The 20,062-nt window shown below is 57.1% G+C and carries 24 protein-coding genes; 7 read left to right on the plus strand and 17 right to left on the minus strand.

The genetic code is table 11. From position 1 onward, the window contains the following. The first annotated feature begins 91 nt into the window (after positions 1-91). Positions 92-1,336 carry a tryptophan permease gene (mtr, locus tag ACLEXF_RS14995; RefSeq protein ID WP_043520983.1) on the plus strand — a complete coding sequence of 415 codons (1,245 nt, stop codon included), beginning with the start codon at positions 92-94 and terminating at the stop codon, positions 1,334-1,336. A 101-nt stretch (positions 1,337-1,437) separates the two neighbouring features. Beyond that, the gene (locus tag ACLEXF_RS15000) at positions 1,438-2,379 is read left to right on the plus strand and encodes a LysR family transcriptional regulator (protein WP_017899911.1); all 942 of its coding nucleotides are present in this window, start codon (positions 1,438-1,440) and stop codon (positions 2,377-2,379) included. Here the strand turns inward: ACLEXF_RS15000 and ACLEXF_RS15005 are convergent. The 15 genes from ACLEXF_RS15005 to ubiU form a co-directional block, all read right to left on the minus strand. Beyond that, complete coding sequence (locus ACLEXF_RS15005; protein WP_043520982.1) at positions 2,342-2,773, minus strand: HutP family protein; 432 nt, start codon at positions 2,771-2,773, stop codon at positions 2,342-2,344. The two genes, ACLEXF_RS15000 and ACLEXF_RS15005, sit on opposite strands and share 38 nt — an antisense overlap. 44 nt (positions 2,774-2,817) lie before the next feature. After that, complete coding sequence (madM, locus tag ACLEXF_RS15010) at positions 2,818-3,588, minus strand: malonate transporter subunit MadM (RefSeq protein WP_017899909.1); 771 nt, start codon at positions 3,586-3,588, stop codon at positions 2,818-2,820. A 19-nt stretch (positions 3,589-3,607) separates the two neighbouring features. Continuing rightward, positions 3,608-3,988, minus strand: a complete 381-nt coding sequence (madL, locus tag ACLEXF_RS15015; RefSeq protein WP_407259579.1) for a malonate transporter subunit MadL — start codon at positions 3,986-3,988, stop codon at positions 3,608-3,610. Between the two features lie 246 nt (positions 3,989-4,234). After that, positions 4,235-4,453 (minus strand): acetyl-CoA carboxylase biotin carboxyl carrier protein subunit, encoded by a 219-nt coding sequence (locus ACLEXF_RS15020; RefSeq protein ID WP_335891316.1) that lies wholly within the window; start codon positions 4,451-4,453, stop codon positions 4,235-4,237. Position 4,454: 1 nt separating this feature from the next. Next, positions 4,455-5,159, minus strand: coding sequence for a malonate decarboxylase holo-[acyl-carrier-protein] synthase (gene mdcG / locus ACLEXF_RS15025; RefSeq protein ID WP_057212851.1), 705 nt, complete (start codon positions 5,157-5,159; stop codon positions 4,455-4,457). Next, positions 5,156-6,259, minus strand: a complete 1,104-nt coding sequence (locus ACLEXF_RS15030; RefSeq protein ID WP_407259580.1) for an acyl carrier protein — start codon at positions 6,257-6,259, stop codon at positions 5,156-5,158. The genes mdcG and ACLEXF_RS15030 overlap by 4 nt, the downstream gene beginning before the upstream one ends. A 16-nt stretch (positions 6,260-6,275) precedes the next feature. Beyond that, positions 6,276-7,157: a biotin-independent malonate decarboxylase subunit gamma gene (mdcE, locus tag ACLEXF_RS15035; RefSeq protein ID WP_069603430.1), complete on the minus strand. Its 882-nt coding sequence runs from the start codon at positions 7,155-7,157 to the stop codon at positions 6,276-6,278. Continuing rightward, positions 7,157-8,086 carry a biotin-independent malonate decarboxylase subunit beta gene (locus ACLEXF_RS15040; RefSeq protein WP_407259581.1) on the minus strand — a complete coding sequence of 310 codons (930 nt, stop codon included), beginning with the start codon at positions 8,084-8,086 and terminating at the stop codon, positions 7,157-7,159. The genes mdcE and ACLEXF_RS15040 overlap by 1 nt, the downstream gene beginning before the upstream one ends. Then, a complete protein-coding gene (gene mdcC / locus ACLEXF_RS15045; protein ID WP_017899902.1) occupies positions 8,079-8,411 on the minus strand; it encodes a malonate decarboxylase acyl carrier protein in 333 nt (110 codons plus the stop codon). Before mdcC ends, ACLEXF_RS15040 begins: the two co-directional genes overlap by 8 nt. An 11-nt stretch (positions 8,412-8,422) precedes the next feature. Continuing rightward, a complete protein-coding gene (gene mdcA, locus ACLEXF_RS15050) occupies positions 8,423-10,090 on the minus strand; it encodes a malonate decarboxylase subunit alpha (RefSeq protein ID WP_064187867.1) in 1,668 nt (555 codons plus the stop codon). A gap of 12 nt (positions 10,091-10,102) precedes the next feature. Then, positions 10,103-11,311 (minus strand): Na+-transporting malonate decarboxylase, carboxybiotin decarboxylase subunit, encoded by a 1,209-nt coding sequence (gene madB / locus ACLEXF_RS15055; protein WP_043520977.1) that lies wholly within the window; start codon positions 11,309-11,311, stop codon positions 10,103-10,105. A gap of 167 nt (positions 11,312-11,478) precedes the next feature. Next, positions 11,479-12,357, minus strand: coding sequence for a triphosphoribosyl-dephospho-CoA synthase (locus tag ACLEXF_RS15060; RefSeq protein ID WP_117131921.1), 879 nt, complete (start codon positions 12,355-12,357; stop codon positions 11,479-11,481). 203 nt (positions 12,358-12,560) lie between these two features. Continuing rightward, positions 12,561-13,568 (minus strand): luciferase-like monooxygenase, encoded by a 1,008-nt coding sequence (locus ACLEXF_RS15065; RefSeq protein WP_407259582.1) that lies wholly within the window; start codon positions 13,566-13,568, stop codon positions 12,561-12,563. Positions 13,569-13,711: 143 nt separating this feature from the next. Next, entirely contained in the window at positions 13,712-14,590 is an 879-nt protein-coding gene (locus ACLEXF_RS15070; protein WP_023291112.1) for a U32 family peptidase, read from the minus strand. A 5-nt stretch (positions 14,591-14,595) separates the two neighbouring features. Further along, the gene (ubiU, locus tag ACLEXF_RS15075) at positions 14,596-15,591 is read right to left on the minus strand and encodes a ubiquinone anaerobic biosynthesis protein UbiU (RefSeq protein WP_004206164.1); all 996 of its coding nucleotides are present in this window, start codon (positions 15,589-15,591) and stop codon (positions 14,596-14,598) included. A 221-nt stretch (positions 15,592-15,812) separates the two neighbouring features. On the opposite strand from ubiU, the gene ubiT reads away from it, so the two are divergent. Both ubiT and ACLEXF_RS15085 read left to right on the plus strand, forming a co-directional pair. Continuing rightward, positions 15,813-16,337: a ubiquinone anaerobic biosynthesis accessory factor UbiT gene (gene ubiT / locus ACLEXF_RS15080; RefSeq protein WP_002918231.1), complete on the plus strand. Its 525-nt coding sequence runs from the start codon at positions 15,813-15,815 to the stop codon at positions 16,335-16,337. Next, a complete protein-coding gene (locus tag ACLEXF_RS15085) occupies positions 16,331-16,834 on the plus strand; it encodes a GNAT family N-acetyltransferase (protein WP_053809927.1) in 504 nt (167 codons plus the stop codon). The genes ubiT and ACLEXF_RS15085 overlap by 7 nt, the downstream gene beginning before the upstream one ends. Here ACLEXF_RS15085 and ACLEXF_RS15090 read toward each other — a convergent pair. Further along, complete coding sequence (locus ACLEXF_RS15090) at positions 16,821-17,111, minus strand: GIY-YIG nuclease family protein (protein ID WP_025999208.1); 291 nt, start codon at positions 17,109-17,111, stop codon at positions 16,821-16,823. The two genes, ACLEXF_RS15085 and ACLEXF_RS15090, sit on opposite strands and share 14 nt — an antisense overlap. Positions 17,112-17,160: 49 nt before the next feature. Between ACLEXF_RS15090 and ACLEXF_RS15095 the strand changes: the two genes are divergently transcribed. Then, a complete protein-coding gene (locus tag ACLEXF_RS15095) occupies positions 17,161-17,604 on the plus strand; it encodes a YhbP family protein (RefSeq protein WP_004206161.1) in 444 nt (147 codons plus the stop codon). On the opposite strand, the gene ACLEXF_RS15100 is transcribed toward ACLEXF_RS15095, so the two are convergent. Further along, positions 17,566-18,102, minus strand: coding sequence for a type 1 glutamine amidotransferase domain-containing protein (locus tag ACLEXF_RS15100; protein ID WP_004206160.1), 537 nt, complete (start codon positions 18,100-18,102; stop codon positions 17,566-17,568). The two genes, ACLEXF_RS15095 and ACLEXF_RS15100, sit on opposite strands and share 39 nt — an antisense overlap. 128 nt (positions 18,103-18,230) lie before the next feature. On the opposite strand from ACLEXF_RS15100, the gene ACLEXF_RS15105 reads away from it, so the two are divergent. Then, positions 18,231-18,878, plus strand: coding sequence for an NAD(P)H-binding protein (locus tag ACLEXF_RS15105; RefSeq protein WP_017899894.1), 648 nt, complete (start codon positions 18,231-18,233; stop codon positions 18,876-18,878). Between the two features lie 75 nt (positions 18,879-18,953). Then, positions 18,954-19,994, plus strand: coding sequence for a permease (locus tag ACLEXF_RS15110; protein ID WP_004206156.1), 1,041 nt, complete (start codon positions 18,954-18,956; stop codon positions 19,992-19,994). Positions 19,995-20,062 lie beyond the last annotated feature (68 nt).

Genomic DNA, 20,062 nt, shown 5'->3' on the forward strand with positions numbered 1-20,062 from the left:
TGGGGCTTTTTTTATTTCTTTTGTACTCGTGTACTGGTACAGTGCTTCGCACCCATCGTGGGAAAGTATTTTTGACTGGAGATTTCGGTAAATGGCGACACTAACCACTACGGCAACCCGTCCGTCCCTGTTTGGCGGCGTGGTGATCATCGGCGGCACGATTATCGGCGCGGGTATGTTCTCGCTGCCGGTGGTGATGTCCGGCGCGTGGTTTTTCTGGTCGCTGGCGGCGCTGGTTTTCACCTGGTTCTGCATGCTGCACTCCGGTCTGATGATCCTCGAGGCCAACCTTAACTACCGGATCGGCTCCAGCTTCGACACCATTACCAAAGACCTGCTCGGCAAGGGCTGGAACCTGGTCAACGGCGTGTCGATCGCCTTTGTGCTGTATATCCTGACCTACGCCTATATTTCAGCCAGCGGCTCGATACTGCATCATACGTTTAGCGAGATGTCGCTGAAGGTGCCGGCGCGGGCGGCGGGTTTTGGCTTTGCGCTGCTGGTGGCATTTATCGTCTGGATGAGCACCAGGGCGGTGAGCCGCATGACGGCTGTTGTGCTCGGCGCCAAGGTGATCACTTTCTTCCTGACCTTCGGCAGTCTGCTGGGGCACGTCGAGCCGACGACGCTGTTTAACGTTGCGGAAAAGAACGCCTCCTATGCGCCATATCTGCTGATGACGCTGCCGTTCTGCCTGGCCTCGTTTGGCTACCACGGCAACGTGCCGAGCCTGATGAAATACTACGGCAAAGATCCACGCACCATTATCCGCTGCTTAACCTACGGTACGCTGCTGGCGCTGGGTCTGTACGTGGTCTGGCTGCTGGTGACGATGGGCAATATCCCGCGTCCGCAGTTTATCGACATCGCGCAGAAGGGCGGCAACATTGATGTGCTGGTGCAGGCCCTGAGCGGGGTGCTGAACAGCCGGAGCCTGGATCTGCTGCTGGTGGTGTTCTCTAACTTTGCCGTCGCCAGCTCGTTCCTTGGCGTCACGCTGGGGCTGTTCGACTACCTGGCGGATCTGTTTGGCTTTGACGACAGCGCGCTGGGGCGCTTTAAAACTGCGCTGCTGACCTTTATTCCGCCGATGATGGGCGGGCTGGTGAAACCCGATGGCTTCCTCTACGCCATCGGCTATGCCGGCCTGGCGGCGACGATCTGGGCGGCGATTGTACCGGCGCTGCTGGCTCGCGCCTCGCGTAAACGCTTCGGCAGCCCACAGTTCCGCGTATGGGGCGGAACACCGATGATTGTGCTGATCCTACTGTTTGGCCTTGGCAATGCGGTTGTACACATTCTGTCGAGCGTTAATCTGCTGCCTGTTTACCAGTAATTTTAATCTACCTGAGCCAGAATTACCGATCTGGCTCAATATATATTCCCCAGCATTCTCTTATTATCAGGTAAGGTCATTTTAAATAAGGGGATGTTTATATGCCTGAGCAAGACATCACTTTGCGTAAACTGGAAATTTTCCTTGGATATATGGAAACCATGAATATTTCTAAGGCAGCAGAGAATATGAAAATATCTCCGGTCAGTGTACACCGCGCCATTCATTCTCTGGAAGATAATCTACGCTGTGCTCTGTTTACGCATAATGGCCGAAATTTACAACCATGTCCCGCGGCCTGGGTGATGCAAAAGCATGCCAAAGAAGTGATGGATGCCATGGAACGCTGTGTTTACATGACGCGAGAAGCTTCAGGATATCACTCTCCGGCATTACGCTTAGGTCTGCTCTATTCACTGGTGCTGAAAACGGCGCCGCAGATTGTTCAGGGGTTGAAAAATCGTCGCCCGGAACTTTCTATAGAATTTATTATGAATTCTAATAAAGTTTTATTAGAAGCTTTAAATGCAGGAAGTATTGATGCAGCATTAATTTCAACGCCCGATGAATATAATTCTCATTTATTTGAAACCTGGACGATATTTTCTGATTCCATTTATTTAGCGGTTCCCGTACAGGATGCGGATACTCTATCAGTACCCGTTGACCTCTCCCTGCTACAGAGTAAAAAGTTTATCGCCCTGAGTGAGGGGTTCGCCACCTGGAGAGGTTTCCAGCAAGCGTTTCGTATCGCTGGATTTGAACCTGACATTGCGCTGCGGGTGCATGATATTTTTTCGTTAATGAGCATGGTGAATGCCGGAGTGGGTTACACGCTTATTCCCGGGCGCATGCGTGGGCTTTTTCGTAGCGGTATACGCCTGTTGCCTTTGCAGGAGGCCTTTCGTATGGAGCAGGAGATATCGCTTGTTTTTCCCCGTAGCCAGGAAAATCATCCAGGACTGCTATCTCTTCTCGCAGAATGCCGTATGTATGCCAGGCAGCTTATGCTGGAGAATAACGATGTAGAGAAAGCCCCATGATTTCCTGGGTAATCCGCTGATAAACCTGGGCTTCGCCGTACATGGCGACGGCGAGCCACCGGGGGGTGCTGACTAAGGCAATTTTCATGCGGATATGATCATCGCTGATAGTATTCGTTAACGCGTGGGTCAGCGCCTGGCGGCTGAGTGAGCATAAGGTGAAAATGGCCGATTCCTGCCTGGTGATGATTTGATTCTTCAACGCACAGCCGATGACGGAGCGCTGAAGTTTGTTTCGCAGTTCGTCAGGAGTGCCGCTGATAAACGCAAAGCCGATTCGGTGTTCGGGTTTATCGGCCAGTAACTTTTGCCGAAAAATCTCCTCTTCCTCCTGCGTGCACAGTGAGGCCTGCATCGCAATTTGCCCGGGCTTCATACGTTGAAATGAATCCATAAGTCTCCCTGGCGCCTGTTGCATAAAACAACAGGCGCATGCGGTTAAAAGAACGGGGATAAAGAGAGATAGAGCGCAGAGGGTGCCAGCAGACAGCCCAGGCCGGTATAGAAGGTGGCTGTCATTGCGCCATAAGGGACAAGTTTCGGGTCAGTCGCCGCCAGCCCTGCCGCCACGCCGCTGGTGGAACCCATTAGCCCGCCGTAGACAATGGCTGCAGCGGGAGAGTTCAGTCCGGCGGGTTTGGCCACCAGCGGCGTAACAATCATGATGGCGATAGATTTAATCACTCCGGCAGCGATACTGAGCGCGATAACATCCGAGCTTGCGCCAAGCGCCGCGCCGGTAACCGGGCCGACAATAAAGGTCACTGCGCCGCCGCCGATAGTCGCCATGCTGACCGCATCGGTATAGCCGAAGGCCCAGGCAACAATCGCTCCCAGGTAGAAGGAGAGCACGGTAGAGACGACCAGCGCCAGCGCGCCCGCGAGGCCCGCTTTTTTCAGCTCCTCAAGCTTCACGCCAAAGGCGGTGGCGATAATGGCAAAATCACGGAACATGCCGCCGCCCATTAGCGCAATACCGCTAAAAAGCGTGATGTCGGAAAGCCCTTTTTTGCCACCGGTGAGTTCGCCGCCTAGCCAGGCCAGCAGCAGACCCGCGGCAATGGCGATCGCCGAACTGTGAATTTTACCGCGAAAGACGTGGGTTGAAAGCCAGGCCGCAACCCAGCAGACAATACCAACCACCACAAAAGCGGTGACCAGGGCATTGCTGGTGAAGTTACTGGTAAGAATCTTTGTGAATTGTTCCATTCTTTATACTCTCCACCGGTTAGTCTGCTGAACGTGCCATCGTACTTTTGTTGCCGATTTTGCTCAGTGGTTTAATCAGCAGAAAACCAATCACCACTGCGCCAAGGCCAGCAATAAGCGCCACCGGGCCTCCTTTGAGCGCGGCCACAACGTTCTGGTTCGCGGACATGGCGACAACAATAGGGATATACATCGCGTTCCAGAATCCAACCCCCTGTTCGGCAGGTTTAGACAACAGCCCCTTATCCGTCAGCTTCTGGGAAATAACGACTAAAAAAAGCATGGCAAAGCCGACGCCGCCGATATTGGCGGCAATTCCAAGCAGCAAGCCCAAAAGATCGCCGACAATTAACCCGGCGAACATGCATAATCCCATTAACATCAATCCGTAAATAATCATGATGTTTCTCTTTCTATAACCACACTAAAAGCATAAGAGGCTACCCGAACCGGGAAATGACAATAAAGTAAGACAAGGGCTTTTAGCACAGTCTGTTTTTATGATGCGGACAGTCAACAGTCAATTTATACGTACACACTCTGCCTGTCATATCAGCGAAATGTTTATCGCTGATATGACTCAGGCATAATGGTTATATCACAAAGGAATGCCGCACTATTTATTTAGTATTAAAAACGTGACGGTCTACTCAGCGGCAATTTCAAATAAGACCATGCCTGGGTTTACGCGATCGCCTGCGTTCACCGCCAGTGACTTTAATACGCCAGCCTCCGGCGAGGCGACAGGCATTTTCATTTTCATGGCTTCCAGGATCACAACCGGCTGGCCCTTTTCAATTTTGTCGCCCACTGCAGCTTTAATTTCATCGACCACACCCGGTACTTTTGATTTAACTTCAGACATATTAATTTCCTTTAATATATTTCATTGAAAGATGTTTTATTAACCCGGCGACATCATGTCGCGTCATTAATTCGACATCGGTCTCACCTTTAGCCAGCAGGGTCAGACTCCCGCTAAACCATTCCTGGATATTGATAGAAAAACCGTTGGGTAAGTTAATTTCCCCATCAATACGCACTGAATATTGCTGAGCAATATCAGTCAGAAATGAGTAACAATCGCTTAACGCCATTTCGTGCCAGGGCGTAATGCGAATATCTAAATCGGAGCGACTGTCCGTCCATAGCCAGGGCGTCGCCATCTCCAGTGCCACCGACCCCCATACGCCGAGCCCGGTTTCCGGCCCGCGCCATGCCTGACGCAGGGCGTTAAAGGCACGTGTCGCGCTGGTACGGCTGACGGCAGGCAGGGTGGCCGTTTGCTCCGGCGTTGACACGCGCGTGACGGCCTGTAATGAAGCCACCGTCGCCAGCCGTAAACGCTGCCCTTGCCAGCGCTGCGGAAAGCAAAATCCCAGGGAAATACTCACTTCATCACGAATGCCTCTGCGCACAATGCCGGGGAGATATCCGGAGAGCAGATAGTCCCGCGCCTCTTCCCGCCATGAGGCGGGGAGGGCGCTAAACGCGCCGTTCATCTGCCTCGCAATCAGCCGCAGCTCAGCGCTGTCCAGCCAGCACAGAGTATGGCGTTGCAAGGCACTCATCGCTGCTTGCTCCATGCCGGATCGTTTTTCGCCTGTTGCTGTAAATCTCGCTGCGCCGCCAGCAGGGCGTCAAACTGCGCGGTGGCCTGCGGACCGATAACATCGACCGGCGCGGTTTTTGCCGCTTCCTCCCCAGGAACCGTAACGGGGTAGAGGCGGATATGGGTGGCGCTGGCCTGGGTTTGTAACTGCGCGCTGACCCGGCAAACACGCCCCTTGATACGTAAAATCGTCCGTGCCGTCCGCTCGATAATTTCCCGGTGATGGGCGGTAGTCGCCATCACCACCATGTCATATTCCGGCGTGGTGCGCTGACGCTTCCAGGTCTGGATTTTGCCCTGCGCATTACACAGATGGCCGTTGGTCGCCACGGGAAAGCTGTCGCCGGTCGGCAGGCCGCCAACGATAACTTCCCGCCAGTCACCGCCCTGCGGCGCGGCGACCAGCGAAATATCTTCCCGCAGCGGAAGGCCGTCCAGGATCAGCCAGCCGAATTCCTGGCAACCGTAGACATCATGCAGTCCATAACCCAGCGAAGCGCACAGCGGAACCAGCGCTTCATCAAGGGGCGTGCCTGCGGTAATCAGCGTCAGCGTTTTGGGTAAATACGCCAGCAGATTCATCTTTAGCGCCTGTTCGAGCGTGGCGCGTAAAAATGAGGACTCTCCCACCACCACATCCGGTTGCTGGCGACACAGGGCAATCAGCAGCGCGTCCCGGCAGGAGCGGGATAAAAAAGACCAGTGCAGACTGCTCTCGTCCAGCGCCTGACGCGTGAACACATTCACCAGCGGCGCGTAGGTCACCACCATATGCTGCCCTGCGGTTACGCCGCATTCCGCCAGCACACGCTTACCCGCCACGATACGCAACGGCAGTTCGTTCTGCGTTACGCCGACAATGTTTTGAAATGCGCTGCTGCCGGTGGTAAAGGTAACCAGAGCCAGATTCAACGGCGTGTGGATCTCCTCGATAACGTGAGCCGCTGTGGGGCCAGCGATGCCTTTATCGCTCAGCGTGCGGCGCGGCATCTCCGTCAGCGTGGGGATACCCTGCTGGGCGTCAACCAGCCATTCGAGTGTGGCGATGGGATCGTTCATAGCGCGAACTCCAGAATCAGGCCGGTTGATACCGCGCCGCGACCGCCCGATACTCCTCGCGCATCTGCGCCAGAATCACGTTGCGCATTTTTCTGCCGCCGCGCGCTTCGCCTGCGATCCCACGCCCCTGCGGACCTGTCGCCGTCACGCCAGCCGCCTGTTTCTGCTGGCGCACTTCTGCGATATGGCGAACGATCGTCCCTTTCATCTCCGGGATCGCCTTGATCAGCGCTTCCACCCCGCCCAACTGCCAGAAAAACTCCGGCCCGGCCGCGAAGACCGGATTGGTGCGGGAAAGTTCGCTCAGACGCTCCACGTCCTGACGGGTAATACGCGCGATACTGCTCAGCGGCATGACGTGGATCATGGTGCCAAATTCCGACGTCAGGCTCAGGATATGGTCGGCCTGTAAACCGTGGCAGAGAAACGCGCCGCTAATGGCGCGACCGATGACCATCGCGATAATCGGGTGTCCGGCATGGCGCGCCTCAGCCAGCGCCAGCTGATAGGCACCGGTGGCTTTATTCATGCCGATGATCTCTTCCAGCTTGCCCGGCCCGTTGCCGGGAGTGTCGACGATCAGCACCAGCGGACGTTTCTCGCCGACGGGCTTGTCTTTATCCATCGCCAGCGTGCGATAGACCGCCAGCGCCATTTTGTAGCCCTCTTCCAGCCCGATAACCCCGGCGTAGACCACCGGAAAACGCGGGTTAAAGGTCATGGCGTCGTTAGCAATAACGGTACAGACTTCACCGCTAATGCGGGCGCTGCCGATGACGGCCCCTGGGCCGTAATCCTCATAAGGCAGCTCGAGATCCGCCAGCGCGTTCTCTTCGAAGCTGTTTTCGTCAACAATCAAATCGATAGCGGCGCGGCCCTGGCCGAGTAAATTTTCCATTATGCTTCCTCCACCGGCAGGCGTTTAACGTTGCTCAGGAACGTGTCGAGATCCATATCCACCAGAGACTGGGGCGCGGTATTGCCCGCCATCGCCCAGACATCCCGCGCATCTGATGGCTCTGACTCGCTGATTTTTTGCGTGAGCGCCATCTGGGCGCGTACTTTTGCTTCGCTGCCGATGCGGCGCATGGCTTCAATCTGCGGCCAGGGCAGGTCGGCAATCAGCGCGGCCTGCTGGTGGAAGGCTGCCAGCGAGTCGGCAATCAGATAGTTGCAGTCGCCGACGATATACTTGTGCTTACCGCCGGTGGTGCGGAACACCAGCGCGCGGTCAGAAGCGTCGAACTCGCTGCGGCCCATCTCCTGTTCGATGACCTCAGGCCCGGTCAGCCCCAGGCGGCCCGATTCGCTCATCACGATGACGTCGGTAGCGGCAGCGACAAACCCCATCCCGCCAAAGCAGCCGATCTTGCTGCCAATCATCGCCACCACCGGTACGCGACCGCGCAGTGTTTGCAGCATGTCCATGCACTCGGCGTGGGCCAGCAGTCCGGCGTTAGCCTCATGCAGACGCACGCCGCCGGTTTCAAAGGAGATGAGGACGATCGGGCGGCGGGCAGGGTCGGTGGTCTGCGCCGCCAGTTCGTCCGCCAGCATCAGCGCGCCGACCATCTTGGCGCCGCCCACTTCACCCACTGCCCCCCCGATAAAGCGCCCCTCCTGGGAGATGACGATGGCCGGGTGCTGGCCCAACAGGCCGATACCGGTGACGATACCGTCGTCAAATTCAACCGCCTCATTGAGCACGGGCAGGTGCGGGCTGGTTCGCTTGGCCGCCGGGCCGATCAGTTCAGTAAAGGTGCCTTTATCCACCAGCGAACTGGCGCGAACCCGGGCGCTGGCTTCCAGATAACGCAGATCATTCATGATGGGTTTCTCCCGGCATAGCCTGCTGTAACGCTTGCTGAATTCGTAAAGCCACTACCGCGGGCGTGGCGTTATTGTCATTGATGCTGACCTGCATGTTGCCCAGCGGTCCATTTTCCAGAAACCGTTTCAGCACAATCTCCCAGATATGATCGAAACCGGTCACCGGCGTGGATATAGTGACTTCAATACCGCCCGCCAGCGCTTTCGGCTCCAGCAGGACCTCCAGATCGCCAGAGCCTACCACGCCGCAGTGCACGGTTTGCGGCAGAGATGCTCTTTCGCGGGTGCCGCTGAAATGATGTGATATTTGATGTAGAGCCATGTCCTTTTCCCCTACCAGTTACGGAATCGAGCGGGCGGGTTATAGAGTCCGCCAGACCAGTCAACCAGATCGCGAATGCTTTTCGCCGCCAGCATCTGACGGTTGGCGCGGCGGCGATCAATGCCTAAATCTTCCGGCGTTTTGACAATGCCAGCCTCTCGCAGCTGTGCGGTCTGTGCCGGATCGGCGGCAAGGCCAATGCCGGTGTAGCCCGCCACGGCGCGAATGGCCGCCATGCGCTGTTCCAGCCCTTCGCAGCGGTGCAGATAGGCGATGCCCTCTTCGGTCAGTACGTGGGTGACGTCATCGGCGTACACCATGACCGGCGGCAGGGCGAGGTTGGCTTTTTCCGCCAGTTCCCAGGCGTCCAGCTTGTCGACGAAAGCGGGCTGGCGCTTCTCGCGGAAGGTTTCCTGCATCTGCACCACCAGACGTTTGCCGCGCGGCATATCGCCAATCAGCTGCTGTTGGGTGGCCTTGAACTCTTCGCCGCATTTCAGCCAGGATTGCGTTGCATGACGGCGGCCTTTGGCGTCGCAGCCCATATTCGGCGCGCCGCCAAAGCCTGAAACGCGGCTGGCGGTGGCGGTGCTGCTGTTTCCGTACTTATCGATCTGCAGCGTGCCGCCGATAAACATATCGAGCGCGTAGTGACCCGCAGCCTGGGCGAAGGCGCGATTGGAGCGAAGCGTGCCGTCCTGGCCGATATAAAAGACGTCCGGGCGTTCGGCGACATATTTCTCCATGCCCAGTTCACCGCCGAAGCAGTGCACCGACTGGATCCAGCCGCTTTCGATCGCCGGGATCAGCGTCGGATGCGGGTTGAGTACCATATGGGTACAGACCTTGCCTTTCAGCCCCAGCTCCTCGCCGTAGGTGGGCAGCAGCAGCTCAATGGCAGCGGTGAAGAAGCCAATGCCGTGGTTAATGCGCTCAACGCCGTATTCGGCATAGATACCTTTCAGCGCCATCATTGCCATCAGCACATGGGTGTCGGTAATAAGCCCTGGATCGCGGGTAAAAAGCGGCTCGACGTAGAACGGGCGCGGCGCTTCAATCACCGCATTTACCCAGTCGCCGGGGATATCAACGCGCGGCACTTTATCGACAATCTTGTTGACCTGCGCGATCACAATCCCCTGGCGGAAATGGGTGGCTTCGGCAATAACAGGCGTATCTTCGGTGTTAAAGCCGGTGTAGAGATTGCCGTCTTTATCCGCTTCAAAGGCGGTGATTAGCGACACGCGCGGCGTGAGGTCGACAAAGTAGCGGCTGAACAGCTCCAGATAGGTGTGGATGGCCCCGAGCTTAATCTTACCGTCCTGGATCAGCTTCGCCAGACGGCCATCCTGCGGTCCGGCATAGGCGAAATCGAGCTTTTCAGCGATGCCCTTTTCAAACAAATCCAGATGGCTGGACAACGGTACGGATGACTGCACCATATGCAGGCCGGAGATCTTTTGCGGATCAAGCTGGCACAGGCATTCGGAGAGAAAATCCGCCTGTTTCTGGTTATTGCCCTCAATATTGACGCGATCGAAGCTTCGAATAACGGCTTCCAGCGCGGCGACAGTATCTTTGGCGTCGATAATTTTGCCGTCACGGAAATACGGGGCCAGCTGATTCAGGCGCTGTACCGTATCGTCCTTGAGTTGATGCCAGTTGTGCTCTTTTAGCATGGGTTGACTCCATTAATTCAGCAGGAATAGCGTGGAGATAAAGATCCCGGTGGCGATAGCCGAGACGATCAGACCGCTCACGCCCGCACCCATTGCCAGCGGCAGAATGATGGCGTAGGGATTCTCATGGTTAACCTCTTTCTGCGCGATTTTTGCCGTCGTCGGCAGGCAGGAGACGCCCGCGATACCGATAGCCGGGTTATAACGCCCCTTCGAGATAAACCAGATAAACCAGCCGCCCAGCAGAGCGCCGACGGCGGAAATGGCCAGCGCGCCGATACCAAGGATCAGGATGATGGCCACTTTCGGGTCGAGAATCGTTTGCGCTTCGCACAGTGTGCCCAGCAGCAGGCCGAGAAACAGCGTTGCGGTATAGGTCAGCGTGGATTCCAGTAATTTCTGGAACGGTTCGATCTCCGCTTCTTTAATCGCGATCCCGAGGAAGAACGAGAGGATCAGCGGCGCGGCGACCGGCAGCAGCAGGCACAACAGCAGGCAGGCGCAGACGGTAAAGATGAATTTCGCTTTCTTCGATACGGTGGGGTATTCAATTTCAACTTCCATGCCACGGTATTTTTTCGGTACCAGCAGGCGCACCAGGTACGGATAACCGGCATAGGTCAGGCTCAGGTAGAGATAAGCGATAATGGCGATGGGGACGAACAGGTTCGGTGCGAGGATAAGGGAGGCAAAGAGCACCATCGGCCCATCTGCGCCGCCGATAGTAGCAATCGACGCGGCTTCGTTGGCAGGCAGGCCGAATACTTCAATACCCAGCAGCAGCGCGGCGAAGGTTCCCGCCTCGGCGAACAGGGCGACAACAATGCTGGCCCAGGGACGGAGCAGAATAAAGCTGATGTCGCTCATTGCGCCAATGCCGAAGAAAACGATACAGGCGATGAGGCCATTGCTAAAGGTGAAGTTATAGACCGGCTGCAGAAAGTTTACCTGCATCAGGTTTACCAGCTCGTTAGGCTCGCTGACCATCGGGTCGAGAATTAAGGTCCCGGTTTGTCCCCCCGCCAGAAACAGTACCCCGGCGTTAACCGCAATCATACCGAGGCCCATCGGCACCATAATTAACGGTTCAAGCTTACGGCGGAATCCCATCCAGGCCAATATAAAGCCGAGAACAATGAGCAGAAAACGTGCAATGGCTATTTTCGGATCTTCTATAAAAAAAGTGCCAATGCCCGAAAAGAGCTTAACAAAGATATCCATAACTATATTCCTGATGGCAAAGGTAAAGTTCGTAAATTAATCGTCGGTGATATTTAATTTATTCATCATCTTGTTGACGCCAACAATGATGCCGACAACCGCAAATGAAATTACAATCGTTAAGCCATACGTTAATAAAGTATAAAAATAGATGTTCATATTCTTCCTTATGTCATATCTCCTTGCGGCTGGCGGCAAAGAAAATACATCGCCAGACACAGCGCTAATAAATCGGCCGAACCGCCAGGGCTGACCCACCTATCCAGGCACCATGAATTAAAATCAGCCAGCTCCTGCTCGATCGCAGGGTTAAACATTCCGCCCTGCGTCATCAGACGCCGGGCATATTGCTTCATTTCCGCCAGCGCCTGCTGGCCGCCGCGAAACAGCACGGTAGTGTCATCGCAATGGGCCATTAGGGTGAGCAGCGTATGAATTAGCGCTTCCCGCCAGGCCAGCCCGTTGTCCAGCGCCTGATGCAGCGCGGGTAAGCCAATCTGGCAAGCCAGTGGGAAGCCTTGCTCTGCCTCGCCGCGCACGCCGGTAATGCCGAATCCGACATACAATCTCTCACCGTGGGTTTGCGCCGGGCGTTCGGCCAGGACGGAGAAATCCCGACGGCAGAGATCGCGGCAGAGTTCAGCGACGCACTGGCTTAAGGCGTGATAAGAGAGGGTTTCCCCGCGCCCGGAAAGCCATCCTGCCGCTGTCGCCAGAATCGCGCCGGAAAAAAGAATGCCGCGCTGAGTATTAACCTGCTGTGTTGCCCGCAGCAGCGTATTTTCATAATGAATGCCAATGGCACGTATTGTTGTAAAGAGTTCCCCTGGTGAGCCCTGATGATTTTCCCCGGCATGGGCGCAGGCGCTAAAACAGGGGGCAATAGCCGATGTGCTGGTAATAAATAACCAGATATCCATATCTTTATGCGCCCCTTGTGAATGGGGTGTAACAAGGCCGGGTTTAGGCCAGGCGGAGACCTCCATTAACAGCGCTTTTAATAAGCACTCGCCGATCCACATAGCACGGGCAGTTGGTTGGCTCATGGGTATTCTCTTTTACCAGATTCAGGGTTGAAAAATAAAACAGAGGAAAACTAACACCGTTGAATGAGGGGGACAATTACGCCAGAGGTAATGTAATTACGCTCAACGTAATAAGACGGGGGTTATGCGAAAATATGAATGAAGACGATCACAAAATGGTTTAGGGGGCGAAAAGAAATGCGGCAAAAATGCCGCATAGCTCACTATCCCAACAATTCCTCTTTCACCTGCATCGCTAAATCGAAAGAATGCAGCCGCGCCTGGTGGTCGAAGATCTGGCCATTGACCATGATTTCGTCCGCCTCGGTTTCCCGCATAATCGACTCTAAGCCGTGGCGGACTCTAGTTTTATCACCCACCAGCGACATGCGCAGCGCCTGCTGCACGCCATACTGCTCGGACGCTGACCACAGCTGATGCATATTTTCCACCGGCGGCGGCAGCTGTCCGGTTTCGCCGCGACGCAGCTTCACAAACGCCTGCTGCATGGAAGTGAAGAGAAACTCCGCATCGCGGTTGCTGTCGGCGGCGATGATATTGATGCACACCATGGCATACGGTTTTTCCAGCCGCGCGGAGGGCGTAAAGTTGCTGCGATACAGGTGCAGGGCCTGGAACAGCATATCCGGCGCGAAGTGCGAGGCGAATACGAACGGCAAACCGAGCTGCGCCGCCAGCTGGGCGCTGTAGAGGCTTGAACCCAGCAGCCACACCGGAATGCGCTCCCCGTAGCCGGGAACCGGGCGCACGTGCGGGTTCGGATCGCGGGCGTCAAACCAGTCCACCAGTTCCCCCACGTCGCGCGGGAAGTTATCGACATCGCCGCTCATATGGCGACGCAGGGCGCGCATGGTGGGCTGATCGCTGCCCGGCGCGCGGCCAAGGCCGAGGTCTATACGCCCGGGATAGAGGGTGTTCAGGGTGCCGAACTGCTCGGCGATCACCAGCGGCGAATGGTTGGGCAACATCACGCCACCGGAACCCAGATGCAGGGTAGTGGTATTGGCGGCGAGATAGCCAATCAGCACCGAGGTCGCTGCGCTGGCAATGCCGACCATATTGTGGTGCTCCGCCAGCCAGTAGCGGTGATAACCGCGCGATTCGGCCAGCCGGGCGAGATCCAGAGAGTGGGTAAAGGCTTCTTTGGCAGAAGATCCTTGCGGGATCGGCGCCAGATCGAGCACCGAGAACGGAACAGATTTGTCAGTCATAAAGGCTCACTTTGCTACAGCATCGTCATCAGATTGAAGGTCTTCTTCCAGCCTGGTGCATCCAGGACGCGCCAGCCAGAAAAGCTGCATCTTTAATAATGCATTAAAATCTGAGCACTGCTGTTAACAAAGTGAGCGGTTTATCAGGCCTGCAGCGCCAGCCCGGGCAGCCGTTTCCAGTAGCCGTTGCAATCGCTGTTGCCGGTGAGCGCCAACGGCGCAGCGCCGTTTTCATTGGCGCGGAAGGCGTCGAGCATGGCGAAGGTCTCGTTGCCCATCGGCGACAGGCGTACCATATCCACCAGGCCGTGCATGGACGTCAGCTCATTGCCCAGGTTGTAGACATAGCCGCTCATGGTCTGGATACCGTTGAGCACGAACACCTGCTGGTTCTCCTGGGACAGCATGCTGCGTCCGGTTGGGTATTTGATGCAGCAGGTCTCGCACTCATCCTTTGGCCTATCTTCCGAGCGGGCGGTAAAGCAGCGGGCGGAATAAGCCAGCGGCAGATGGCCGTAGCTCAGCACTTCGACTTCAAACTGATTGCGAATGCCCAGCTCTTCGCACTGGGTCAGTAAATTAGCCAGCCAGTCGCGGGAAAGCTCCACCGGCATGCACCAGCGCACCATGCCCTGTTTTAACAGCAGGCGCAGGGTAACGGCGTTGTAGCAGTTCAGCGCATGCCCGGCGACGAACGGCAGCTTGCGTTCGGCGCAGAGATTGACCACGCCCAAATCGCTGGCCTCAATCAGGAACTCCCCGTTATCGACATAGCGCTTTAGCTCGCCCAGTTCGGAGGAGGCCTGCACCAGCGCGAGGGTAGACAGCACCACCTGTTTGCCGCTTCCGGCCAACGCTTTCGCCATCTCAATCCAGTCGCCGACTTTGGTGGCGCGGCGTTTGCTGCACACCGCTTCGCCGAGATAAATGGTGTCGGCGCTGCAGTTTGCTGCCTGCTGGTAAAAATCTTCCAGCGTCTCTTTTGGCCAGTAGTAAAGCACCGGCCCTAATGAATATTTCATGTTTCTCACTGCCATTTACGGTGGTAGGCGCCAAGGGTGGTTTGTGTCCCTTCGGACATGGAGCCAAGGGTTTCCATCCATGCGGATTGCGGCACGAAATTCTGTGGATCGGCTTTGCAGCGATCGATCGCCTGGCGCCAGACCTTCGCTACCTGGGTGACGTAGGCCGGGCTGCGCTGACGGCCTTCGATTTTCACTGAGGCGATATTGGCGGCCATCAACTCCGGCAACAGTTCCAGGGTATTGAGGCTGGTGGGTTCCTCCAGCGCGTGATAGCGCTCGCCATCGACCAGGTAGCGGCCTTTACACAACGTCGGGTAACCGGCGTTTTCCCCATCCTGATAGCGGTCAATCAGCACTTCATTGAGGCGCGATTCCAGCCCCTGTGGGGTTTGCTGCCAGCGCACGAAGCGGGCAGGCGAGCAGGCGCCGACGGTGTTGGGCGATTCGCCGGTCAGGTAGGAAGAGAGATAGCAGCGGCCTTCCGCCATGATGCACAGGCTGCCGAAGGCAAAGACTTCCAGCGGCACCGGCGTGGCGCGAGCCAACTGTTTCACCTGGTGAATAGATAACACCCGCGGCAGTACGACGCGCGCCACGTCGAAGTTGCGATGATAGAAGCGAATGGCCTCTTCATTGGTGGCGGAAGCCTGTACCGAGACATGGCGTTCTATATGCGGATAGCGCTCCGCGGCGTACTCCAGCATGGCGATATCGGCCAGAATGAGCGCATCGGCGCCCAACTGAGCCGCCATATCCACCGCGCGCTGCCAGCGGGCGTAGCCGTCGGGGTGGGCGAAGGTGTTGATGGCGATATGCAGCTTACGACGGTGCTGATGCACAAAGCTGACGGCTTCCTGCAGTTTCTTTTCGGTGAAATTAAGGCCGGCAAAGTGGCGGGCGTTGGTGTCATCTTTCAGCCCGATATAGACGGCATCGGCGCCGTTTTCGATGGCCGCCTTAAGCGCCGGAAGGTTACCGGCTGGGCAGAGCAGCTCCATAATTTTTCCTGAAAAATGCGGCCCGTCAGGGACGCTGAATGGTTAACGAGCAGGGATTTTAGTTAACCTTCTGGTGACAATTTTTGATTTGAGGCAGTTAAAAGTGTATTGGCGGCGCCAATAACGGGCTGCCGTCATCGCGTTTTTGTTGATTTACGCCGCTATGTTGTTTATGTGATATGGCACAATAGCGGCACAATTGCATTCATGGAGTAAAGCTTGTGTTGGATAAACTGCGTTCCCGGCTGGTCCACTTTGGCCCGTCTTTAATGAGCGTGCCGGTTAAGCTGGCGCCTTTTGCCCTCAAGCGCCAGGTGCTGGAGCAGGTGCTTAGTTGGCAGTTTCGCCAGGCGCTGGCGGAGGGAGAGCTGGAGTTTCTCGAGGGGCGCTGGTTAAGTATTCATGTGCGTGACATCGGTCTGCTGTGGTATACCTCGGTAGTCGATGGTCGCCTGGTGGTCAGCCAGCAGGCGGACGCCGACGTCAGCTTCAGCGCCGACGCCAGCGATCTGTTAATGATCGCCGCGCGCAAGCAGGATCCGGATACGCTATTCTTCCAGCGTCGTCTGGTTATTGAAGGCGATACGGAGCTGGGGCTGTATGTAAAAAATTTGATGGACGCCATTGAGCTCGAGCAGATGCCCAAAGCGCTGCGCGTGATGTTGCTGCAACTGGCGGATTTTGTCGAAGCTGGACTGAAGAGCCCGCAGAAACCTGAACAGACATCGGTAGGTGAGGCATGCTGATTCGAGTGGAAATTGGGATTGATGCACCGGGAATCGACGCGCTGCTGCGTCGTACCTTCGGCCGCGATGCCGAAGCGGAGCTGGTGCACGATCTGCGTGAAGATGGACTGATCACGCTGGGGGTAGTGGCGACGGATGATGAAGGCCAGGTGATCGGCTACGTTGCCTTCAGCCCGGTTGCGGTGGAAGGTGAAGAGCTACAATGGGTCGGCCTGGCGCCGCTGGCGGTGGATGAACGCTACCGTGGACAGGGCATTGGCCGGCAGCTGGTCTATGAAGGGCTGGATTCGCTGAATGAGTTTGGCTATGCCGCGGTGGTGACGCTGGGCGACCCGGAGTTATACCGTCGTTTTGGTTTTGAACCGGCCGCGCGCTTCGATCTCCGCTGCCGCTGGCCGGACAGCGCGGAGGCGTTCCAGGTGCACCGCCTGGCGGATGACGCCCTCGAAGGTGTCCACGGACAGGTCGAATACAGCGACCACTTTAATCGTTTTTGAGCCTTGCCAGCAGGGTTTCGACGGTATCCTCTCCGGCAACGAGGCGCTCTTTTTCGCGCTTCGTTAGCTGCTTAATGCGGTATTCCAGCCGCAAAGCAAGTGAGTGTTCACCAACTTCATGGCTAAAGGCCAGCTGCAGGTCGCCTTTGCCGCGCAACGCCTTCGCGCCTTTCCCTGCCTGATGCTGGCGAAAGCGGCGCGGCACATCGGTGGTGATGCCGGTATAGAGGCGATTATCCGCGGTTCGAATGAGATACAGAAACCAGCACACGGTTATAAAGTCACTATGGTAAGGTGTAGGCACCATAGCATAATGGAGAAGAAAGATGGATACGCTTGCCGCCATTGGCCGCTGGCTGAGTAAACAGCACGTCGTCACCTGGTGCGTCTCCCGCGACGACGAGCTGTGGTGTGCGAACGCCTTTTACGTCTATGACCCGGATAGCGTGGCCTTTTATCTGCTCAGCGATGAGCACACCCGCCACGGCCAGATGACCGGCGAGCGGGCGAAGGTGGCCGGCACGGTCAACGGCCAGCCAAAAACCGTGGCCCTGATCCGCGGCGTGCAGTTCCAGGGCGAGATCCGCCGATTGCGCGGCGACGAAGAGGCGCGTATGCGTCAGCGCTACGTCAAGCGCTTCCCGGTGGCCCGCATGCTGTCGGCGCCGGTTTGGGAGATTCGTCCGGACGAAATCAAGTTTACCGACAACACGCTGGGGTTCGGGAAAAAGCTACACTGGCGGCGCGATGCCGGCGCCGAGCAGGCGTAGCGCTTCGCGATTGAAGGCCGGCAGATCGTCCGGCGTTCTGCTGGTGACCAGCTGTTCGTTATCGACCACCACCTCCTGGTCGTAAAACTCGCCCCCGGCGTTTTTCACATCCACCACGATAGGCTTCACCGCCGTGAGCTTACGCCCGCGGATCACATCGGCGCTGATCAGCAGCTGCGGGCCGTGGCAGATGGCGAAGACCGGCTTCCCGCCGTTGACAAAATCGCGGGTAAAGGTGACAAAGCGTTCATCCCCGCGCAGCTGGTCAGGGGAATAGCCCCCGGGCAGCAACAAGGCATCAAATTCACCCGGTGTGACGTCATCAATGGCCCGATCGATGGCGACCTCTGCTTCTCCCTGTTTACCCTTCACCGTCTTGCCAGCCTGCTTTTCGATGGTCACGACCTGATGCCCGGCGAGCTTAAACGCCTCGGCGGGAGAGGTAAATTCAGAATCTTCAAAGTCGTCGGTAATGAGCACGGCTATCTTTTTACTCATGTTTCCTCCGCTATCTGGATGGTCAATGAGGTAATTCCATGATGATGGTGGATACTTACCTTGTAAGGTATTAAGCCTGGAACATGAGCCCGAAAGTGCAAGGCGGAGAATTCTGTAAAGGAGAATCAATGAGTCAGGTATTATTGACCGGCGCGACCGGGTTAGTTGGCGGTCACTTACTTCGGCTGCTGCAGAATGAGCCGAGCATCAGCGCCATCGCCGCCCCGACGCGTCGCCCACTGGCGCCGGCGGAAGGGGTGTTTAATCCGCACGATCCCCAGTTGACCGATGCCCTGGCGCAGGTGGTTGACCCGGTGGATATCGTTTTCTGCTGTCTGGGAACGACGCGCCGGGAGGCCGGGAGCAAAGAGGCCTTTGTCCATGCTGACTACACGCTGGTGGTTGATACCGCGCTGACCGGCAAACGGCTGGGTGCGCAACATATGCTGGTGGTCAGCGCGATGGGCGCCAACGCCCACTCGCCGTTTTTCTACAATAGGGTGAAGGGGGAAATGGAGGCGGCGCTGATCGAGCAGGATTGGCCGCGGCTGACCATTGCCCGGCCGTCAATGCTCTCAGGCGAGCGGGAAAAAAAGCGGGCCAATGAGACCTTCCTCGAACCGCTGTTCCGACTCTTACCGGGGAACTGGAAATCCATTGCGGCCCGCGACGTGGCGATTGCCCTGCTGGCGGAGGCGCTGTCGCCTACTCACGAAGGGGTGCAAATTCTCTCATCGTCCGAGCTGCGGGAGCGTGCCGCGCGGCAGGCGGAATAGCGGTTTGCAAACGCAGGCTTCCGGCGTAGTATTCACGGCTTCAATTCATATCCACATTTCTTGCTGGGGAATGCTATGGCTGGTCAGTCTTCATCTCAGGCGGCGTCACCATTTCAATGGTGGAAGCCCGCGCTTTTCTTTCTCGTCGTGATTGTCGGCCTGTGGTTCGTCAAATGGCAGCCATACTACGGGAAAGCCTTCACCGCTGCGGAAACCCACAGTATCGGTAAATCCATTCTCGCCCAGGCCGACGCTAACCCGCTGAAGGCGGCGTGGGACTACGCGGTGGTTTACTTCCTTGCCGTCTGGAAAGCGGCGGTGCTCGGCGTGCTGCTCGGGTCGCTGATTCAGGTGCTGATCCCGCGCGACTGGCTGCTGCGCACCCTGGGACAATCGCGTTTTCAGGGGACGCTGCTCGGGACGATTTTCTCGCTGCCAGGCATGATGTGCACCTGCTGCGCCGCGCCGGTCGCGGCCGGGATGCGCAAACAGCAGGTGTCGATGGGCGGGGCGCTGGCGTTCTGGATGGGCAACCCGCTGCTCAACCCGGCGACGTTGGTGTTTATGGGCTTCGTGCTGGGCTGGCAGTTTGCGCTGGTTCGCCTGGTGGCGGGCCTGGCGACGGTGTTGATTGTCGCGACGCTGGTGCAGAAATGGGTAAAAGAGGCGGCGACGCAGCCTGCCGTGGTGCCTGAAGCGCAAGCGAAAGCGGCCCAGGGCGGCTTCTTTAGCCGCTGGCTGCGGGCGCTGTGGACGTTGTTCTGGAACACCATCCCGGTTTATATCCTCGCGGTACTGGTGCTGGGGGCGGCGCGCGTCTGGCTGTTCCCGCACGCCGATGGCGTGGTGGATAATACCTTGTTCTGGGTCATCGCGATGGCGATCGCCGGCTGTCTGTTTGTGATCCCTACCGCGGCGGAAATTCCGATTGTCCAGACGATGATGCTGGCGGGGATGGGCGTTGCGCCGGCGCTGGCGCTGCTGATTACGTTGCCGGCAGTGAGCGTGCCATCGTTGATTATGCTGCGCAAAGCCTTTCCGGCCAAAGCGCTGTGGCTGACTGGCGGGCTGGTGGCGCTGTGCGGTGCGATTGTTGGAGCGCTGGCGCTGGTGTAGTTTGCCGTAAACGTACGGATAGCCGGATGGAGTGTCGGGCGGCGGCTACGCCTTACCCGGCACACAAC

It is taken from the genome of Klebsiella pneumoniae complex sp. WS1778 (genome assembly GCF_049472055.1).
In the GTDB taxonomy this organism is placed as follows: domain Bacteria; phylum Pseudomonadota; class Gammaproteobacteria; order Enterobacterales; family Enterobacteriaceae; genus Klebsiella; species Klebsiella quasipneumoniae.

Bases quoted from the DNA above. Each gene is read 5' to 3' on its own strand.
- mdcG (WP_057212851.1), bottom strand. From the start codon at position 5,159: ATGAGTGCCTTGCAACGCCATACTCTGTGCTGGCTGGACAGCGCTGAG.
- ACLEXF_RS15065 (WP_407259582.1), bottom strand. From the start codon at position 13,568: ATGACTGACAAATCTGTTCCGTTCTCGGTGCTCGATCTGGCGCCGATC.
- ACLEXF_RS15105 (WP_017899894.1), top strand. From the start codon at position 18,231: ATGAGTCAGGTATTATTGACCGGCGCGACCGGGTTAGTTGGCGGTCAC.
- ACLEXF_RS15040 (WP_407259581.1), bottom strand. From the start codon at position 8,086: ATGAATGATCTGCGTTATCTGGAAGCCAGCGCCCGGGTTCGCGCCAGT.
- ubiU (WP_004206164.1), bottom strand. From the start codon at position 15,591: ATGGAGCTGCTCTGCCCAGCCGGTAACCTTCCGGCGCTTAAGGCGGCC.
- madL (WP_407259579.1), bottom strand. From the start codon at position 3,988: ATGATTATTTACGGATTGATGTTAATGGGATTATGCATGTTCGCCGGG.
- ACLEXF_RS15095 (WP_004206161.1), top strand. From the start codon at position 17,161: ATGGATACGCTTGCCGCCATTGGCCGCTGGCTGAGTAAACAGCACGTC.
- madB (WP_043520977.1), bottom strand. From the start codon at position 11,311: ATGGATATCTTTGTTAAGCTCTTTTCGGGCATTGGCACTTTTTTTATA.
- ACLEXF_RS15070 (WP_023291112.1), bottom strand. From the start codon at position 14,590: ATGAAATATTCATTAGGGCCGGTGCTTTACTACTGGCCAAAAGAGACG.
- mtr (WP_043520983.1), top strand. From the start codon at position 92: ATGGCGACACTAACCACTACGGCAACCCGTCCGTCCCTGTTTGGCGGC.
- ACLEXF_RS15030 (WP_407259580.1), bottom strand. From the start codon at position 6,259: ATGAACGATCCCATCGCCACACTCGAATGGCTGGTTGACGCCCAGCAG.
- mdcA (WP_064187867.1), bottom strand. From the start codon at position 10,090: ATGCTAAAAGAGCACAACTGGCATCAACTCAAGGACGATACGGTACAG.
- ACLEXF_RS15020 (WP_335891316.1), bottom strand. From the start codon at position 4,453: ATGTCTGAAGTTAAATCAAAAGTACCGGGTGTGGTCGATGAAATTAAA.
- ACLEXF_RS15085 (WP_053809927.1), top strand. From the start codon at position 16,331: ATGCTGATTCGAGTGGAAATTGGGATTGATGCACCGGGAATCGACGCG.
- madM (WP_017899909.1), bottom strand. From the start codon at position 3,588: ATGGAACAATTCACAAAGATTCTTACCAGTAACTTCACCAGCAATGCC.
- ACLEXF_RS15005 (WP_043520982.1), bottom strand. From the start codon at position 2,773: ATGGATTCATTTCAACGTATGAAGCCCGGGCAAATTGCGATGCAGGCC.
- ACLEXF_RS15060 (WP_117131921.1), bottom strand. From the start codon at position 12,357: ATGAGCCAACCAACTGCCCGTGCTATGTGGATCGGCGAGTGCTTATTA.
- ACLEXF_RS15110 (WP_004206156.1), top strand. From the start codon at position 18,954: ATGGCTGGTCAGTCTTCATCTCAGGCGGCGTCACCATTTCAATGGTGG.
- ACLEXF_RS15100 (WP_004206160.1), bottom strand. From the start codon at position 18,102: ATGAGTAAAAAGATAGCCGTGCTCATTACCGACGACTTTGAAGATTCT.
- ACLEXF_RS15000 (WP_017899911.1), top strand. From the start codon at position 1,438: ATGCCTGAGCAAGACATCACTTTGCGTAAACTGGAAATTTTCCTTGGA.
- mdcC (WP_017899902.1), bottom strand. From the start codon at position 8,411: ATGGCTCTACATCAAATATCACATCATTTCAGCGGCACCCGCGAAAGA.
- mdcE (WP_069603430.1), bottom strand. From the start codon at position 7,157: ATGGAAAATTTACTCGGCCAGGGCCGCGCCGCTATCGATTTGATTGTT.